16 protein-coding genes and 2 tRNA genes are annotated in these 16,425 nt (G+C 63.5%); 7 read left to right on the forward strand and 11 right to left on the reverse strand.

Annotation, left to right across the window (positions count from 1 at the left end; genetic code table 11):
- The 3 genes from AC07S4_RS23765 to gltX all read right to left on the reverse strand — a co-directional run bounded on the left by AC07S4_RS23765 (position 1) and on the right by gltX (position 1,679).
- Positions 1–76, reverse strand: a tRNA-Glu gene (locus AC07S4_RS23765).
- A gap of 32 nt (positions 77–108) precedes the next feature.
- Positions 109–184 (reverse strand) — tRNA-Ala (locus AC07S4_RS23770).
- A gap of 85 nt (positions 185–269) precedes the next feature.
- Positions 270–1,679, reverse strand: a complete 1,410-nt coding sequence (gene gltX / locus AC07S4_RS23775) for a glutamate--tRNA ligase (RefSeq protein ID WP_494988967.1) — start codon at positions 1,677–1,679, stop codon at positions 270–272.
- A gap of 88 nt (positions 1,680–1,767) precedes the next feature.
- Between gltX and AC07S4_RS23780 the strand changes: the two genes are divergently transcribed.
- Entirely contained in the window at positions 1,768–3,216 is a 1,449-nt protein-coding gene (locus AC07S4_RS23780) for a serine hydrolase domain-containing protein (protein ID WP_494988968.1), read from the forward strand.
- Positions 3,217–3,232: 16 nt separating this feature from the next.
- Here AC07S4_RS23780 and AC07S4_RS23785 read toward each other — a convergent pair whose 3' ends face one another.
- From AC07S4_RS23785 to apbC, 3 genes are read right to left on the reverse strand one after another with little or no spacing between them, the layout of a single operon-like run.
- Complete coding sequence (locus AC07S4_RS23785; RefSeq protein WP_494988969.1) at positions 3,233–3,631, reverse strand: DUF4399 domain-containing protein; 399 nt, start codon at positions 3,629–3,631, stop codon at positions 3,233–3,235.
- A 32-nt stretch (positions 3,632–3,663) separates the two neighbouring features.
- Positions 3,664–4,737 (reverse strand): WD40/YVTN/BNR-like repeat-containing protein, encoded by a 1,074-nt coding sequence (locus tag AC07S4_RS23790; RefSeq protein ID WP_494988970.1) that lies wholly within the window; start codon positions 4,735–4,737, stop codon positions 3,664–3,666.
- On the reverse strand, positions 4,730–5,818 hold the full coding sequence (gene apbC, locus AC07S4_RS23795; protein ID WP_494988971.1) for an iron-sulfur cluster carrier protein ApbC: 1,089 nt from the start codon (positions 5,816–5,818) through the stop codon (positions 4,730–4,732). The genes AC07S4_RS23790 and apbC overlap by 8 nt, the downstream gene beginning before the upstream one ends.
- A gap of 144 nt (positions 5,819–5,962) precedes the next feature.
- Here apbC and metG point away from each other — a divergent pair, with 144 nt between their 5' ends.
- Positions 5,963–8,131 carry a methionine--tRNA ligase gene (gene metG / locus AC07S4_RS23800; RefSeq protein WP_494988972.1) on the forward strand — a complete coding sequence of 723 codons (2,169 nt, stop codon included), beginning with the start codon at positions 5,963–5,965 and terminating at the stop codon, positions 8,129–8,131.
- A 9-nt stretch (positions 8,132–8,140) separates the two neighbouring features.
- Positions 8,141–8,620: a GNAT family N-acetyltransferase gene (locus tag AC07S4_RS23805; RefSeq protein WP_494988973.1), complete on the forward strand. Its 480-nt coding sequence runs from the start codon at positions 8,141–8,143 to the stop codon at positions 8,618–8,620.
- Between the two features lie 196 nt (positions 8,621–8,816).
- On the opposite strand, the gene AC07S4_RS23810 is transcribed toward AC07S4_RS23805, so the two are convergent.
- Positions 8,817–9,707 (reverse strand): DMT family transporter, encoded by an 891-nt coding sequence (locus tag AC07S4_RS23810; protein ID WP_494988974.1) that lies wholly within the window; start codon positions 9,705–9,707, stop codon positions 8,817–8,819.
- 134 nt (positions 9,708–9,841) lie between these two features.
- Here AC07S4_RS23810 and AC07S4_RS23815 point away from each other — a divergent pair, with 134 nt between their 5' ends.
- From AC07S4_RS23815 to AC07S4_RS23830, 4 genes are all read left to right on the forward strand, one after another.
- Complete coding sequence (locus AC07S4_RS23815; protein ID WP_161072999.1) at positions 9,842–10,051, forward strand: DUF3460 family protein; 210 nt, start codon at positions 9,842–9,844, stop codon at positions 10,049–10,051.
- A gap of 21 nt (positions 10,052–10,072) precedes the next feature.
- Complete coding sequence (locus AC07S4_RS23820; protein ID WP_494988975.1) at positions 10,073–10,918, forward strand: segregation and condensation protein A; 846 nt, start codon at positions 10,073–10,075, stop codon at positions 10,916–10,918.
- 17 nt (positions 10,919–10,935) lie between these two features.
- Positions 10,936–11,775, forward strand: coding sequence for a pantoate--beta-alanine ligase (panC, locus tag AC07S4_RS23825; protein WP_494988976.1), 840 nt, complete (start codon positions 10,936–10,938; stop codon positions 11,773–11,775).
- A 99-nt stretch (positions 11,776–11,874) separates the two neighbouring features.
- Positions 11,875–12,903, forward strand: coding sequence for a porin (locus tag AC07S4_RS23830; RefSeq protein ID WP_494988977.1), 1,029 nt, complete (start codon positions 11,875–11,877; stop codon positions 12,901–12,903).
- A 5-nt stretch (positions 12,904–12,908) separates the two neighbouring features.
- Here AC07S4_RS23830 and AC07S4_RS23835 read toward each other — a convergent pair whose 3' ends face one another.
- From AC07S4_RS23835 to cheD, 4 genes are all read right to left on the reverse strand, one after another.
- Positions 12,909–14,123, reverse strand: a complete 1,215-nt coding sequence (locus AC07S4_RS23835) for an EAL and HDOD domain-containing protein (protein ID WP_494988978.1) — start codon at positions 14,121–14,123, stop codon at positions 12,909–12,911.
- 70 nt (positions 14,124–14,193) lie between these two features.
- A complete protein-coding gene (gene cheY / locus AC07S4_RS23840; protein ID WP_028104141.1) occupies positions 14,194–14,583 on the reverse strand; it encodes a chemotaxis response regulator CheY in 390 nt (129 codons plus the stop codon).
- 143 nt (positions 14,584–14,726) lie between these two features.
- Entirely contained in the window at positions 14,727–15,797 is a 1,071-nt protein-coding gene (locus tag AC07S4_RS23845; RefSeq protein ID WP_494988979.1) for a protein-glutamate methylesterase/protein-glutamine glutaminase, read from the reverse strand.
- 20 nt (positions 15,798–15,817) lie between these two features.
- Entirely contained in the window at positions 15,818–16,417 is a 600-nt protein-coding gene (gene cheD / locus AC07S4_RS23850; RefSeq protein ID WP_494988980.1) for a chemoreceptor glutamine deamidase CheD, read from the reverse strand.
- Between the last annotated feature and the right edge of the window lie 8 nt (positions 16,418–16,425).

The following is a 16,425-nucleotide window of genomic DNA, read 5'->3' on the forward strand; positions in this document are numbered from 1 at the left end:
TGGCGTCCCCACGGGGATTCGAACCCCGGTACTCACCGTGAAAGGGTGATGTCCTAGGCCTCTAGACGATGGGGACCTTGGAACTGCCGTACTGCTTTCTCTGCAAACTGGTGGAGGTAAGCGGGATCGAACCGCTGACCTCTTGCATGCCATGCAAGCGCTCTCCCAGCTGAGCTATACCCCCGTTTGCGCGAGAGACAAGAGTATAGCAGAGGCTCCGTATTATGCAAATACCCTTTTGCAACTTTGCCCCTGCCTCAAGAAATAAATCAGAGGAATTTTGACATGCGCGCCACAACGGTGTCGCGGCCGAAGATTTCCAGCACCGCGTCGATGGCCGGCGTTTGCAGCTGGCCGGTGACAAACAGGCGCAGCGGCATGGCGATCTGCGGCATCTTCAGGCCGTGGGCAGCCAGCACTTCCTTGATCATGGCGGCCAGCGCCGCCTTGTTCCACTCCACCGTTTTGCAGCGTTCGGCGAAATCGGCCAGCGCCGGCTTCACGGCGTCGGTCACGTGCTGGGCCAGCAGCGCGGCCTCCGGCTGCGGCGCGCGGTAGAACAGCATGGCGGCGTCGGCCAGTTCGTTGACGGTGTTGGTGCGCTCCTTCAGCAGGCCCAGCACCACCGGCAGCGCCGGCGCGCCCTCGAACACGGCGCCGTTGGCCAGCATGCGCGGCTGGGCCAGCTCGGCCAGGCGCGCATTGTCGGCCTGCTTTATATAGTGGTTGTTCAGCCAGTTCAGTTTTTCAATGTTGAACTGGGCCGCCGAGTTGCTCAGGTGGGTGCCGTCGAACCACGCGCACACCTGCTCCATCGAGAACACTTCCTCGTCGCCGTGGCTCCAGCCCAGGCGCGCCAGGTAATTAAGGATGGCTTCCGGCAGATAGCCTTCCGCCGGGTACTGCATGACGTTGACCGCATCCTTGCGCTTGGACATCTTGGCGCCGTCCGAGCCCAGTATCATCGGCAGGTGGCCGTACTGCGGCAGCGGCGCGCCGATGGCGCGCAGGATGTTGATCTGGCGCGGGGTGTTGTTGACGTGGTCGTCGCCGCGCAGGACGTGGGTGATCTGCATGTCCAGGTCGTCGATTGCCACGCAGAAGTTATACGTCGGCGTGCCGTCCGGGCGCGCAATGACCAGGTCGTCCAGCTCTTTATTGCCGATGGTGATGGCGCCCTTGACGAAGTCGTTCCACGTCACTTCGCCGTCCAGCGGGTTCTTGAAACGCACCACCGGCTTGCGGCCTTCCGGGATGGCGGGCAGGGTCTTGCCTTCTTCCGGACGCCAGGTGCCGTCGTAGCGCGGCTTTTCGCCGGCCGCCGTCGCCTTGTCGCGCATCGCCTGCACTTCTTCCGGCGACGAGTAGCAATGGTAGGCGGTGCCGGCCGCCAGCATCTGGCCCACCACTTCGCGGTAGCGGTCCATGCGCTGCATCTGGTAGAACGGACCTTCGTCGTGGTTCAGGCCCAGCCAGGCCATGCCTTCGATGATGGCCTGCACCGCTTCCGGGGTCGAACGCTCCAGGTCGGTGTCTTCGATGCGCAGCACGAAGGTGCCGCCGAAGTGGCGCGCGTAGGCCCAGGAATACAGCGCGGTACGGGCGCCGCCCAGGTGCAGGTAGCCGGTCGGGCTGGGAGCGAAACGGGTACGGACGGGAGTTGCTGGTGTGGTGGTCATCTCGGAACTAAAGCGGTAGGATTAAACGGCTATTTTAACCCGGCTAAGGCTATATACTCGAACCACATCAATAACAAAGGACGCCGCCTTGAACTCACACGCCCGCACCCAAGCCCGCCTGTACACCGCCATCGCCCTCTTGACTGCCCTGCCGGCCTACGCCGCCGAGCCCGGCCTGGAACAGCGCATCGCCAGCATAGAACAGGGCCTGCTGCCCGCCATTACGCTGGAAGGCGCGCCGCCCGCCAAGCGCAAGCTGGCCGACGAGATGGCGCGGCTGGGCGTGCCGGGCGTCAGCATCGCCGTGATCCACGGCGGCGAGGTGGAATGGGCCAAGGCCTACGGCGCGGTGACGCCGGGCGGCGCGCCGGTGACCACGTCCACGCTGTTCCAGGCCGCCTCCATCAGCAAGCCGGTGGCCGCCATGGGCGCGCTGAAGCTGGTGGAGGAAGGCAAGCTGGAGCTGGACCGCGACGTCAACAGCTACACCACGCTGTGGAAGCTGCCCAAGGACGCCGACAACAGCGCCGTCACGCTGCGCCAGCTGCTGTCGCACACGGCCGGCACCACGGTGCACGGCTTCCCCGGCTACGCGGCCGGCGCGCCGGTGCCGACGCTGGTGCAGATCCTGAACGGCGCCAAGCCGGCCAACACCGGCGGCGTGCACGTGAACGCGCGGCCGGGCAGCCGCTGGCGCTATTCCGGCGGCGGCTACCAGGTGGCGCAGTACGTGATGGTGGAGCGCAGCAAGACGCCGTTCACCGAACTGATGCAGGAAAAAGTGTTGAAGCCGCTGGGCATGGCCGACAGCACCTTCGCCCAGCCCCTGCCGCCGCAGCTGCTGGCGCGCGCGGCGCTGCCGCACCAGCGCAGCGGCAAGCCGGTGGCGGGCGGCCCGCACACCTATCCCGAGCAGGCCGCCGCAGGCCTGTGGACCACGCCGTCCGACCTGGCCAAGTTCGCCATCGAAACGCGGCGCGCGGCGGCGGGGCAATCCAACGCCGTGCTGTCGCAGGCCATGACCCATCTGATGCTGACGCCGGTGATGCAGGACTACGGCCTGGGCCTGGGCGTCTCCGGCGACGGGCAGTCGCAAAGCTTCGGCCACGGCGGCTCCAACGAGGGCTACCGCGCGCGCATGGCGGCTTACACCGAGCGCGGCGACGGCATCGTGGTGATGACCAATGGCGACGGCGGTTCCGAACTGGCCGATGAGCTGGTGCGTGCGGTGGCGGCGGAATACGGCTGGCCCACCATGGGGCCTAAAGTGCGCCGCAATGTGCCGCTGAAGGAGGAGGCGCTGGCGTCCCTGCCGGGCAAGTACGTGATTCCGGGCGCGGGCGATTTCACCATCCGCCGCGCGGGCGGCGGGCTGGTGGTGGAGCTGCAGACGGGCGCCAGCGAAACGCTGCTGGCGGCGCCGAGCGGCAGCTATTTTGTGCAGTCGAGCGAGGCGGAGCTGCAGTTCACCGGCAAGGACGGCGGGCGATTCACCCAAGGTTCGTTTGATATGCCGTTCACCCGCGCCAAGGAATAAGCGCCGTGGCGGCAGCTTACTTGACCGTCACCTCGATGGTCTTGCTGCCGCCGGGGCCATAGGACTGGTGGGCGCCGTTGGCGAACTGCATGGTCAGCTTGTATTTGCCGGGCGGCAGCGTCACCTCCGCCTCGGTCTGCCCCTTGCCGAAATGGAGGTGCTTTTCATCGAAGGGAATCGACTCGCCCGCCTTGATGCTGCCGCCGTTGATGATGAGGTGATGGTGCCCGGTGTTGGCCGCCATCTCCCCCGCCGGCTTGACTTCCATGCCGCTGACGGCGAACTTCACCTTGAACGGGCTGCTGACCACCGCCCCGTCCGCCGGCTCGGCGAACGATACCGTCTGCGCCGCAGCGCCCAGGCTGATGCCGCCGAATGCCAGCGCCGCGATGGCGCGCTTCACGATTGCGTTCATATCATCTCCCTTTGAGTGAACTACCGAGTGAACTACTGCTTGCCGAGAACCGGCCCCGCGTATTTCATCACCAGCCCTTTCGGCCCCACCGCCCAACCCACCGAGGGCGAAGCGAAGCCGACCGTATTCATGGGCGTCTCGTCCAGCACCGTCCAGCTCCTGCCGCCGTCGTTGCTGTAGCCGGAACCGGCCAGGCCAGCCGCGACGAAGGAATCCGCCGCGCCGCGCACCGGCATCACCACCGACATATAGCCTGCGGGCAGGATGGGCGCCGCCGTCCACGTTGCGCCGCCGTCCTCGGTGCGGGCGCCGTTCACGCCAGCCATCTTGACTTCCTTGTAGTCGCCGCCCGCCGCGATGCCCACGCGGCCGTCGCGGAAGCCCACGGAGAAGATGCCGCGCGCCGCCGCGCCTGCGGGAATGGGCACGGCCGAAGCGCGCCAGGTGCGGCCACGGTCGGACGAATGGAACACCCGCGCGTTCTGCGCGCCGCCGGTCGAGAACCAGGCGTCGCTGCTGCCGGCCACCGTCAGGCAGGTGCCGCTGGCGGCGAACGCGCCCTCGGCCGGCTGCGCCGCCAGGCCCTGCGGATCTGCCACCGGCTGCCAGGTGGCGCCGCCGTCGGACGTCAGCAGCACCTGGAAGGCGCCCTTGACCGGATCGCCGAACATGATGCCGTTCTTCGCATCCCAGAACGCAATCGCGTCCCAGAAACCCTGCTCATCGGGATTGGTCAGCTGCAGCTGCCAGCTCACGCCGCCGTCCGTGGTGCGGTAGATGCGCGACGCGGCGCCCGGGCCGGCGCTCATGATCACGGCGGTGTTCGCGTCCACCGCGTGGATGTCGCGGAAATCGAGTTTCTCGGCATCCGGCACCTGCATGGCGGTCCAGCTTGCGCCGTCCACCGTGCGCAGCACCGTGCCCTTGGCCCCGCTGGCCCAGGCCACCGTCTCGCTCACCACGGACAGGCCGCGCAGCTCGACGGCGGCGCCGCTGGCCTGCTGTATCCAGCCCTGCCCCGCCTGCGCCTGCGCCTGCACCTGCGCATGCGCCGCGACCAGCGCCGCAGCCGCCAGCGCAGCCAGTCCCGCCGCGCGCTTAATCATTCTTGATGACGATGCTAGGGAACTTGCTGGTCATGTCCTTGGCCCTTTCAGCCACTTTTACCGCCACTTTACGGGCAATTTCCTTGTAGATGGCGGCAACCGGGCCGTCCGGCTCGGCCACCACGGTGGGTTTGCCGGAGTCGGTCTGCTCGCGGATCGCCATGGTCAGCGGCAGCGAGCCCAGGTATTCGGCGCCGAAGTCGGCGCACATCTTGGCGCCGCCGCCTTGACCGAAGATATGCTCCTGATGGCCGCAGTTGGAGCAAATATGCGTGCTCATGTTTTCCACCACGCCCAGGATAGGAATACCCACCTTCTCGAACATCTTCAGGCCCTTGCGCGCGTCCAGCAGCGCGATGTCCTGCGGCGTGGTGACGATAACGGCGCCGGTGACCGGCACTTTCTGCGACAGGGTCAGCTGGATATCGCCGGTGCCGGGAGGCATATCCACGATCAGGTAGTCCAGGTCGCGCCAGTTGGTCTGCTCCAGCAGCTGCTGCAAGGCCTGGGTCACCATCGGGCCGCGCCACACCATGGGTTCGTCCGGATCGATCATGAAGCCGATCGACGATACCTGCACGCCGTGGTTCTCCAGCGGCTCCATGGTCTTGCCGTCCTTGCTCTCCGGGCGGCCGCTAATGCCCAGCATCATGGGCTGCGAGGGGCCGTAGATATCCGCGTCCAGCACGCCGACCGACGCGCCTTCGGCCGCCAGGGCCAGCGCCAGGTTGACCGCCGTGGTCGATTTGCCAACACCGCCCTTGCCCGAGGCCACGGCGATGATGTTCTTCACGTTCGGCATCAGCTTCAGGCCGCGCTGCACCGTGTGCGAAATAATCTTGCTGTATACATTGGCGGACACCTTGCCCGCGCCCGGCAGTGCCTGCACGGCGCCTTCCACGCTGGCGCGGATGGCGGCCAGCTGGCTCTTGGCCGGATAGCCCAGCTCGATGTCGAAGGAAACGTCGGCGCCTTCCACTTTCAGGTTGCGCACCTCCTTCGAGGTGCAATAGTCCTTGCCCGTGTTCGGGTCTGTAACTTTAGACAATGCCGCTTTAACGTCTTCTACCGTGATGCTCATGTGAATCTCCGTAAGTGATCCCGCAGTCTAGCGCAAAATAGACAGAAAAACAGCGCGCCGCCGCCATGTCAGGCAACATGCGCTGCGCAGCGAAGGCCAGCGCTGGTAAAATGCTCTTTTTCCCACCAACAAAGTGCATCAATCATGACCCGCAAGCTGTTCGTCACTACTGCCCTGCCCTACGCAAACGCTGCCTTCCACATCGGCCATATGATGGAGTACATCCAGGCCGACATCTGGGTCCGTTTCCAGCGAATGCAGCGCGACGGCGCCGGCCTGCGCGAAGTGCACTTTGTGGGCGCCGACGACACCCACGGCACGCCTATCATGATCGCCGCCGAGAAGGAAGGCATCACGCCGCAGGAGTTCGTGGCCAAGATCGCCGCCGGCCGCGCCCAGTACCTGGACGGCTTCCATATCGCCTTCGACAACTGGTATTCGACCGATTCGCCGGAAAACGTGGAGCTGTCGCAAGGCATCTACCGCAAGCTGCGCGACACCGGCCTGATCTCCACCAAGATCGTGGACCGCTTCTTCGACCCGGTCAAAGGCATGTTCCTGGCCGACCGCAACATCAAGGGCGAATGCCCGAAATGCGGCGCCAAGGACCAGTATGGCGACAACTGCGAAGTGTGCGGCGCGGCCTACCAGCCTACCGAGCTGGTAAACCCGTTCTCGGTCTTCACCAATGCCACCCCTATCCTGAAGCCATCGGAGCAGTACTTCTTCAAACTGTCCGATCCGCGCTGCTTCGAGTTCCTGCGCGACTGGCTCAACACCCCCGGCCGCCTGCAGCCGGAGATGGTGAATAAAGTGAGCGAATGGCTGGGAGAAGCCGGCGAGAAGCTGGCGGATTGGGACATTTCGCGCGACGCGCCCTATTTCGGCATCCCGATTCCCGACGCACCGGGCAAGTTCTTCTACGTGTGGCTGGACGCGCCGGTCGGCTACCTGGCCAGCCTGAAGAACTACTGTGATAAAAAAGGCATGGACTTCAACGCCCTGCTGAACGACCCGGGCACCGAGCAGATCCACTTCATCGGCAAGGACATCGTCTCCTTCCACCTGCTGTTCTGGCCTGCGATGCTGAAATTCGCCGACCATCCGGTGATCGAGAAGCTGAAAGTCAACGTGCACGGCCACCTGACCGTGAACAATGAAAAAATGTCCAAGTCGCGCGGCACCGGCATTTCGCCGCTGCGCTACCTGAACTTGGGCATGAACCCGGAATGGCTGCGCTACTACATCGCCTTCAAGCTGAACTCCAAGGTGGAAGACCTGGACTTCACCGGCGACGACTTCGTCGCCCGCGTAAATAGCGACCTGATAGGCAAATACGTCAACATTGCCAGCCGCTGCGCCGGTTTCATCAACAAGAAATTCGACGGCAAGCTGGCCACCAGCCTGTCCGACAGCGCCATGGGCTGGATCAAGCGCGCCCTGCTGAACGCCGAGGGCGCCGAACGCCAGGCCAGCATCGCCGCCAACTTCGAAAACCGCGAATTCGGCAAGGCGCTGCGCGAGATCATGGAAATCGCCGACGTCACCAACCAGTACGTGGACGAGAACAAGCCGTGGGCGCTGGCCAAGGACGAGAGCAAGACGGCCGAACTGCATGAAGTGTGCACCACCGCGCTGATCCTGTTCCGCCAGCTGACCATCCTGCTGTCGCCGGTGCTGCCGGGCGTGGCCGCCAGCGTGGCGCAGTTCCTGAACGACGACAAGCTGGTCTGGGCGGACACCGAACTGGCCACCGGCGCCGCTTTCCAGCCCATGCTGGGCCGCACCATCGGCGCCTACAACCACCTGATGACGCGCGTGGACGCCAAGATGATCGAAGACCTGTTCGACGCGCAGAACCAGATCGCCGCCGCCGGCGCAGCCCCTGTGGCCGCCGCCAAACCGGCCAAGGCGCCGAAAGCGCCGCCGCTGGAACCGCTGGTCGCCAAGGAAGGCGTGGAAGCGCTGGCGCCGGAAATTTCGATTGATGACTTTGTCAAAATCGACCTGCGCATTGCGAAAATCGTCAATTGCGAGCACGTTGACGGTTCGGATAAATTGCTGCGCCTGACGCTGGACGCCGGTGAAACCCGCCACCGCAATGTATTCTCCGGCATTAAGTCGATGTATAAGCCGGAAGACCTGATCGGCAAATTGACGGTGCTGGTGGCCAATCTGGCGCCGCGCAAGATGAAGTTCGGCATTTCGGAAGGCATGGTATTGGCGGCTTCGGCGCAGGACGAAAACACCAATCCAGGCATTTATATCCTGAACCCATGGCCGGGCGCTGAACCCGGCATGCGCATTCGCTAAATCATATATATGAACATCGTAGTACGTGAAGCAACGGATGACGATGCCAAATTAATTGCCGAGCTCACGCGCGCAGCGTGGGCCGGCAAGGTGAACGTCACTTCCAGTGGCCACCGTGAAACCGCCGTTCTCGTCTCGCAGCATTTGCGTGACGGCGGCGGTTTTATTTTATTGGCCGACGATATACCCATAGGCTCCATGCGCTGGCTGCCCTTGGAAACCGAATCCCATATCTGGGAAATATTAAGAATGGGTGTATTGCCCGCCTATCGGGGCAGTAATCTATCCCAGCATTTACTGGAAGCGGCTATCCACCACGGCCTGGAAACCGGCGTGGACGAATTGCGCCTGGCGGTGCGCGCAGACCAGCCCAAGCTGATCGACTTCTATGCGGCATTTGAATTCGAATTGGCGGAGGAACTGGAATACACCCACGCCAATCCGCTGGAACCAGCGCCCTTTGTTATGCGGCGCCTGCTGAAACACTAATCTCCACCCTCGGCTTCATCGGCTCAATCGGCTTTTCCTTGCAGGCCGCCAGCATCAAGGCGGCTGCGATGATCAAGGTCAGGCTGCGCATGGCGTTCTCCCCTCGTTTCCGTTCTTACAGCTTAGCAGCTAGTGCTTTGCCGTGTCGCTACCTTGCAATCAAGCCAAGTTCTGGCTTGAACGTGCCAGAAACGAGTCATGTCCGCCTGGACGAGACCACGATGCCGCCCACAATCAGCAGGAAAGCGGCGCCGTGATACAGGTGCGGCGCCTCGCCCAAAAAGGCGGACGACATAATCGCCGCGAACAGCGGCGTGAGATTGCTGAAGAAAGCCGCCACACTCGGTCCGGCGCGCTGCACACCTGCGCCCCAGCAGCGGAATGCGATAACCGCCGGACCTATGGCCACATAAGCCAGCGCTGCCGCCAGCGTCCAGCTCCATTGAATATGGGCGTCGGTAATCGCCCATTCCCCGGCTGCGAACAAACCGGACCAGATAACCCCGAATCCCACTTGCGCCAATAAGAAACTGGCCCATTGCGAACGTATGGCCGCAGGTTCGATGGGACGCGTCAGCATCCAGCTATAAATGGACCAGGCTATGGTGGCCAATATCATGAAGATATCGCCAGCCACCAGGCGCAATTCCAGTAAATGCCGGAATTCGCCGCGCGCCAATACCAGCAATACGCCGGCTATCGATAATGCCGCGCCCAGCATTTGCTGGCGCGATACTTTGGCGCCGAAAAACATCCAGCCGGTGAGCATCATCCATACCGGCATACCGGCCGCCACCAGGGTGACATTAATCGGCGTGGAGCTTTTTAACGCCAGATATTGCAAGGCGTTATACATGCCTATGCCAAGCAAGCCTAATAAAGCGAAACGCCGCCAATTCGGCCACAAACCGCTGCTGCGCCGGAATACCGGCCCGGCCAGCGGCAGCAATATTAAAAAGGCGATGGCCCAGCGTAAAAAGTTGAGGGTAATCGGCGGCACCATCTCGTGGACGAGACGGCCGACAATGGCATTGCCGGCCCATAAAAGCGGAGCCAGCGTAAGGAGGAATATGGTGTAGGGAGTCATAGGGATGGATTCTACTTGCATCCCTGACATCCCGCCCGGGGCCGCCGGGACTGCCCAGGGGCAAGAAGAGAAGTTCCCGCCGGGGGCTGCGGCGCGGTAAAATAGCCGTTGCTTCTTTTACGAATTCTCACGATATGAAACTCTCCAAACAGCACAGCATGTACGAGTCGGACCACACCCTGTTCATCAAGCAGCTGAAAGAAAAGAATCCGGGCATCGAGCAGGGCCAGCGCGAAGGCCGCGCCCTGCTGTGGGACAAAGACACGACGCCGCTGTCCGAACAGGAACGCGTGCGCGCTTCGACCGTGAAGCAGCAGGCTTACGTCTACCAGAACAAACTGTAAGCATGCGTTGAACGGCACAGCATGCCGCCGACGGATGATGTAGTCAGTGTCGTACCCGCTGAAAGCAGCGCCGAGGTCATAGTCGACGGCGCTGCTTTGGCGCGCCTGTACGGCGAGCCGATGCTGAAAATGCCCAACGACCTCTACATTCCGCCGGATGCGCTGGAAATCTTCCTGGAAGCGTTCGAAGGTCCGCTGGACTTGCTGCTGTACCTGATCCGCAAGCAGAATTTCAATATCCTCGACATTCCGATGGCGCAGGTCACCCTGCAATATCTGAAGTATGTGGACCAGATCCGGCTGTCGAACCTGGAGCTGGCGGCGGAATACCTGCTGATGGCGGCCATGCTGATCGAGATCAAGTCGCGCATGCTGCTGCCGCAGCGGCATTCGGAACTGGAAGTCGAAGCGGGCGACCCGCGTGCCGAGCTGGTGCGACGCCTGCTGGAGTACGAGCAGATCAAGCTCGCGGCCTACGACCTCAACGCCGTGCCGCAAGTGGGCCGCGACTTCGTGCGCACCCAGGTGTTTATCGAGCAAAGCCTGGCGCCGGCCTGGCCGGACGTGTGCGCCGCCGACCTGCAGGAAGCCTGGCAAGGCCTGCTCAAGCGCGCCAAGCTGGTACAGCACCACAAGATCAGCCGCGAGGAGCTGTCGGTGCGCGAGCACATGACCGGCATCCTGCGGCGCCTGCAGTCGCAGCGCTTTATCGAGTTTGCCGACCTGTTCGACGTGGCCGGCGGCCCGCCCGTGCTGGTGGTCAACTTCGTGGCCCTGCTCGAGCTGGCCAAAGAGACGCTGATAGAAATTACCCAGGCCGAACCGTTCGCGCCTATCTATGTACGGCTGGCGTATTCGCCGGCCTGAACAACAAGAGAAAACCCATGAAAATCATTTCCGACATAGAAGAACTGCGCGACCATTTGAGCGGCCAGCTGCGCACCGCGTTTGTGCCCACCATGGGCAATCTGCACGAGGGCCATCTGTCCCTGATGCGCCTGGCGCGCAAGCACGGCGACCCGGTGGTGGCGTCCATCTTCGTCAACCGCCTGCAGTTCGGCCCGAACGAAGACTTTGAAAAATATCCGCGCACCTTCCAGGCCGACGTGGAGAAGCTGGAGAAGGAAGGCGTGTACGTGCTGTTCGCGCCGACCGAGAAGGATATGTACCCGGAGCCGCAGGAATACCGCGTGCAGCCGCCGGACGGCCTGGGCAACACGCTGGAGGGCGAATTCCGCCCCGGCTTCTTCACCGGCGTGAGCACGGTGGTGATGAAGCTGTTCTCCTGCGTGCGTCCGCGCGTGGCCGTGTTCGGCAAGAAGGACTATCAGCAGCTGATGATCATCCGTAACATGAGCCGCCAGTTCGCCCTGCCCACCGAGATCATCGCGGCGGAAACCTACCGCGCGGACGACGGCCTGGCGCTGTCCTCGCGCAATATGTATTTGTCGCCGGAAGAGCGCGCCGAAGCGCCTGCGCTGTACCAGAGCCTGAACTTCGTCGCCAATGAAATGCGCGCCGGCCACCTGGACATCTTCCAGCTGGAGCACAAGGCCATGGAAGAGTTGGCCAAGCGCGGCTGGCAGCCGGACTACATCTCCATCCGCAAGCGCAACGACCTGCAGCCGCCTGCCGCTGGCGACCTGGCGCAGGGCACGCCGCTGGTGGTGCTGGCCGCAGCCAAGCTGGGCACCACGCGCCTGATCGACAACCTGGAAATCTAAGCCGGCATTGTCGTCAAAACAACGGTGGCGGTCCGCAGCGGCCGCCACCGTGCTAAGCTATTCTTTCCGAGTTGCATCCCCCCATTGCGAGACGCCCACATGCGGTTTGCACACCCCACCCTGCTGTTAAGCAGCCCGCTGCTGGCCACCCTCCTCCCCATCTCCGCCGGCGCGCAGACCGGGACTGTTCAACTCTACGGCATGGCCGACGTGTATCTGGGCCGCTCGGCGACCAGCGGCGTGGCCGCGCGCGGCAACGTCGTCAACGCCGGCGGCATGACCACCTCGTACTGGGGCATAGGCGGGCTGGAGAGCCTGGGCGGCGGCGAATCGGCCACCTTCGCCATTGAAGGATTCATGCGCCCCGACACCGGCGAACAAGGCCGCACCACGGGCGAAGGCATGTTCACGCGCGCGGCCTATGTCGGGCTGAACGCAGGCTGGGGGGCGGCCAAGATCGGCCGCATACCGAACCCGCTATTCCAGACCACTGCGGCGTTCAATCCATATGGCTTTTCGACGCGGCTGTCGCCGCTGATGACGCAGATGTGGATAGTGCCTTACGGCAGTTCATCGGCCGGCGACTCGGGCTGGAGCAATGCGGTGCATTACACCTCGCCGGTGGTGAACGGCTTCAGCTTTGTGGGGCAGTATGGGCTGGGCGAGCATGCCGCCAATAGCCCTGGCAACAACAAGGTGGCTGTGCTGAAGTACACCAGCGCCACCTTGAGCGCGGCCGTGGCGGCGCAGGATATCGGCAACGGCGTGGGCATCACCACGGCGGCGCCCAGCCAGCGCACCTATTTCGCGGGCGCGGCGTATGACTTCAAGGTGGTGAAGGCCTTTGCCACGTATGCGCGCAACACGCAGGAGGGCAGCGGACGCACTACGCGCACCGCGCACCTGGGGCTGTCCGTGCCGCAGGGCGCGGGGCGGTGGATGCTGGCGTGGGCGCGGGCGCACGAGCGCGCCTTCGTCAAGGCGCCGTTCCGGCGCGATACGGCGGCGGCCGGATACGATTACAACCTGTCCGTGCGCACCGATGTGTATGCGTCGTATTTATACGATAAGCTGAGTACGGCGGCGAATGGGAACACCTTCGCGTTGGGCATACGGCACAGGTTTTAGCCGGATCAGCCTGCGATGCTCTGGGTCCAGGCCAGCGCCGACAGGTGGGCCTTGTTGACCTCGGCCGGGGTCAGGCTCAGCGCGCCGGCCAGCGAGGACACCAGGTTGCTGTTCAGCTCGCACGCCTCGGCCAGCGCCAGGTATTGCCCGTATTTGCCCGAACGCGACAGCAAGGCCGCCACCACATCGTCCGACAGCTGGATGCTGGCCAGCACCTCTTCCATCGGTATGCCCAGCAACCGGTCCAGCAGCGAGAACATGCCGGCCACGAAGATATTCTCCGCGTCCGCCTTGCCCAGCGCCTTCACGCCCAGCAGCTCGGCCAGGCGGCCGCGCACCACGGCCGTCTCCAGCAGCACCGGCGAGTAGCCGCTGGTGCTGGCGGTGGCCAGCAGCAGCGTCAGCCAGCGGTACAGCGGCGCGTAGCCCAGCAAGGTGATGGCCTGGCGCAGCGAGGCGATCTCGCGCCCCGCGCCGAAACCGGCCGAATTAATGTAGCGCAGCAGCTTGTAGGACAGCGCGGCGTCGCGCTTGAGCACGTCTTCCAGCTGCTTGATGTCGGCGTTCGCGTTCACCATCTGCATCAGCTGCATGATGATGGTCTGCGCCGGGTTCATGCCCTTGCTGTCCGAGCCGGGGCGCGGCGTCAGGTGCAGCTTGCCGACGAAGGCGTCCAGGCCCAGCGCGGCGCAGGCGTCGAAGTCGCTCCAGGTGCTGACCGGGCGCCCCACCATGCGCAGATTGGACGCTTTCAGCGCGGCATAGGCGCGCGCCTGGGCGGCCACGTCGGCGCCGGTGAACTTCACCTCCACGTAGGACGCGATGGTGCCCAAACGGCTGCCCACGCGGGCCAGGTCGGCGTCGCGCAGCAGGATGCCGACGCCGCCGGCGCGCAGCGCCTGCACCGCCGACAAGGTGTCCGCATTGGCCAGCGCCACCGCCTTCAGCGACAGCACCGTGTGCTCGGGCGGCAGGTTGTGCAGCGCGTCGGTCGACAGCATGCCGGGCACGGCTTCCAGGAACAGCGTCTTGTCGCGCAGCAGCCAGCCGTCCTCCTCGCTGTTGACCTCGGCGGCCACGAAGGCCACCAGGTCTTCCAGCGCGGCCTGGGTGGGCAGCGCCACGTGTCCCGCACCGCCCTGCCACGTCAGTTCGTACCCGACCACGCGCTGCTTGGGGTCCAGCAGCGGTTCACGAACAAGGTAATTGGTTTGATGCATGTTGTGGTCGCTAAAAGTCAAAAAGGCCGGCGCATGCGCCAGCCCATGCCCTTCGGGCCTGCCCCGGCGATCAGGCGCCGAGTTTTTCGAAGATCTTGTTCAGCTTTTCGTCCAGCGTGGCGGCCGTGAATGGCTTGACCACGTAGCCATTGGCGCCAGCCTGGGCGGCGGCGATGATGTTTTCCTTCTTCGCTTCAGCCGTCACCATCAGCACCGGCAGCTTGGCCAGCGCGGGATCGGCACGGATGTTTTGCAGCATGGTCAGGCCGTCCATATTCGGCATGTTCCAGTCGGACACCACGAAGTCGAACTGCTCCGCGCGCAGCTTGGCCAGTGCCATGACACCGTCTTCTGCCTCGTCCACATTGGCGTAACCCAGTTCCTTCAACAGATTCCGGACGATGCGGCGCATCGTCGAAAAATCGTCTACTACTAAAAATTTCATCTTTGGATCAGCCATGAATTACTCCGTTGTTTCTCTTACGCGGTTGTTAATAGTGTCTATAAGCACGAGCTATTTGTAGCATAGCATTTTCGTTGCTCTAAGGCGAACAAAGTAGCAGTAATACGTCATCCAGCACAGCAAACGTGACGTTTCCCTGGTCACACGCGCAACGCGCGCATGCCATGCGTTGCCAGGTAGCCAAGCACCATGCCGGGCAGCGCCTGCAGCGGTCCCACTTCGTGGGTGCCGCCGACCGCGATCGCTTCCCTCGGCATGCCAAACACGACGCAGCTGGCTTCATCCTGCGCAAAATTATACGCCCCGGCGTTCTTCATCTCCAACATTCCTGCGGCGCCGTCTTTGCCCATGCCGGTCAGGATCACGCCGACCGCATTTTTACCCGCGAACTGGGCCGCCGAACGGAACAGCACGTCCACCGACGGGCGGTGGCGGTTGACCGGTTCGCCCTGGTCGATCTTGGTCATGTAGTTGGCGCCGGAACGCGCCAGCGTCAGGTGCGAGTGGCCGGGCGCGATGTAGGCGTGGCCGGGCAGCACGCGCTCGTTGCCTTGCGATTCGATGACGGCGATCTTGCACAGCGAGTCCAGGCGCTTGGCGAAGGACTTGGTGAAGCCTTCCGGCATATGCTGGGTGATCAGGATGCCGGGACAGTCGGACGGCATCTGCATCAGGAATTCACGGATGGCTTCGGTGCCGCCGGTGGAGGCGCCGATGATGATCAGTTTTTCAGAGGACATGAGCGGATTGCGCAGCTGCGGCAGCGCGGTCTGGCCGGCGGCGCCGGCCTGCGGGAGGGTACGGGCGCGCACGCGGGCCTTGGACGCGGCACGGATCTTGTCGGCGATCAGGTCGGTGTACTCGCGCATGCCGCTCTGGATCGAGATCTTGGGCTTGGTGACGAAGTCCACCGCGCCCAGCTCCAGCGCGCGCATGGTGATCTCGGAACCGCGCTCGGTCAGCGAGGACACCATCACCACCGGCATGGGGCGCAGGCGCATCAGCTTTTCCAGGAAGTCGAGGCCGTCCATTTTCGGCATCTCCACGTCCAGCGTCAGCACGTCCGGGTTGGTCTGTTTGATCAGTTCGCGCGCCACCAGCGGGTCCGGCGCCACGCCCACCACTTCCATGTCCGGCTGGCTGTTGATGATTTCGGTCATCACGCTGCGGATCAGCGCGGAATCGTCTACGATCAGGACTTTGATCTTCATGATAAAACTTTCGTATTAAGTCAGAACAGCTCGATCTCGCCGGCCACCGGCTGCTTCTTCAGGCGGCTGGCGTATTCGCTCTCGCGTTTGGCCAAGGTGTCGTTGTGCGCCTGCATCAGCTTCTTGACCAGCACCTTGCCGGTGCGCGGGAAGAAATACACTTTGCGCGGGTAGATGTCGTTCAAGTCCTCGGCCACGATGCGGATTTTCTCGTTGCGCAAAAAGGTCTGCACGAAGGCGGCGTTGCGCTCGCCCACGTTGATGGCGGTGAAGCCCTTGAGCACCGCGCCGCCGCCGAACACCTTGGCTTCCAGGTTGTCGCGCCGCGCGCCGGCCTTGAGCAAATCGTTGATCAGGATCTCCATGGCGTAGGTGCCGTAGCGGGCCGAGGCCGAAATCGGGCTGTTCGGATCGCTGCCGCCGTCCGGCAGCATGAAGTGGTTCATGCCGCCCAGGCCGCTCACACGGTCGCGGATGCAGGCCGATACGCAGGAGCCCAGCACGGTGACGATCAGCATGTCCTTGGCGGTGAAGTAGTACTCACCCGGCAGGATTTTGGCGGCGTCGCAGTCAAAGGTCCGGTCGTAATAGACGTTGGTGGCAAATTGTTCTAAATCCATGGCGCGCC

It is taken from the genome of Pseudoduganella sp. GW821-FHT05F09 (genome assembly GCF_059419605.1).

Coding starts and splice junctions, on each gene's coding strand:
- gltX (WP_494988967.1), bottom strand. CDS start 1,679: ATGACCACCACACCAGCAACTCCCGTCCGTACCCGTTTCGCTCCCAGC.
- AC07S4_RS23785 (WP_494988969.1), bottom strand. CDS start 3,631: ATGAACGCAATCGTGAAGCGCGCCATCGCGGCGCTGGCATTCGGCGGC.
- AC07S4_RS23790 (WP_494988970.1), bottom strand. CDS start 4,737: ATGATTAAGCGCGCGGCGGGACTGGCTGCGCTGGCGGCTGCGGCGCTG.
- apbC (WP_494988971.1), bottom strand. CDS start 5,818: ATGAGCATCACGGTAGAAGACGTTAAAGCGGCATTGTCTAAAGTTACA.
- metG (WP_494988972.1), top strand. CDS start 5,963: ATGACCCGCAAGCTGTTCGTCACTACTGCCCTGCCCTACGCAAACGCT.
- AC07S4_RS23805 (WP_494988973.1), top strand. CDS start 8,141: ATGAACATCGTAGTACGTGAAGCAACGGATGACGATGCCAAATTAATT.
- AC07S4_RS23810 (WP_494988974.1), bottom strand. CDS start 9,707: ATGACTCCCTACACCATATTCCTCCTTACGCTGGCTCCGCTTTTATGG.
- AC07S4_RS23815 (WP_161072999.1), top strand. CDS start 9,842: ATGAAACTCTCCAAACAGCACAGCATGTACGAGTCGGACCACACCCTG.
- AC07S4_RS23820 (WP_494988975.1), top strand. CDS start 10,073: ATGCCGCCGACGGATGATGTAGTCAGTGTCGTACCCGCTGAAAGCAGC.
- panC (WP_494988976.1), top strand. CDS start 10,936: ATGAAAATCATTTCCGACATAGAAGAACTGCGCGACCATTTGAGCGGC.
- AC07S4_RS23830 (WP_494988977.1), top strand. CDS start 11,875: ATGCGGTTTGCACACCCCACCCTGCTGTTAAGCAGCCCGCTGCTGGCC.
- AC07S4_RS23835 (WP_494988978.1), bottom strand. CDS start 14,123: ATGCATCAAACCAATTACCTTGTTCGTGAACCGCTGCTGGACCCCAAG.
- cheY (WP_028104141.1), bottom strand. CDS start 14,583: ATGGCTGATCCAAAGATGAAATTTTTAGTAGTAGACGATTTTTCGACG.
- AC07S4_RS23845 (WP_494988979.1), bottom strand. CDS start 15,797: ATGAAGATCAAAGTCCTGATCGTAGACGATTCCGCGCTGATCCGCAGC.
- cheD (WP_494988980.1), bottom strand. CDS start 16,417: ATGGATTTAGAACAATTTGCCACCAACGTCTATTACGACCGGACCTTT.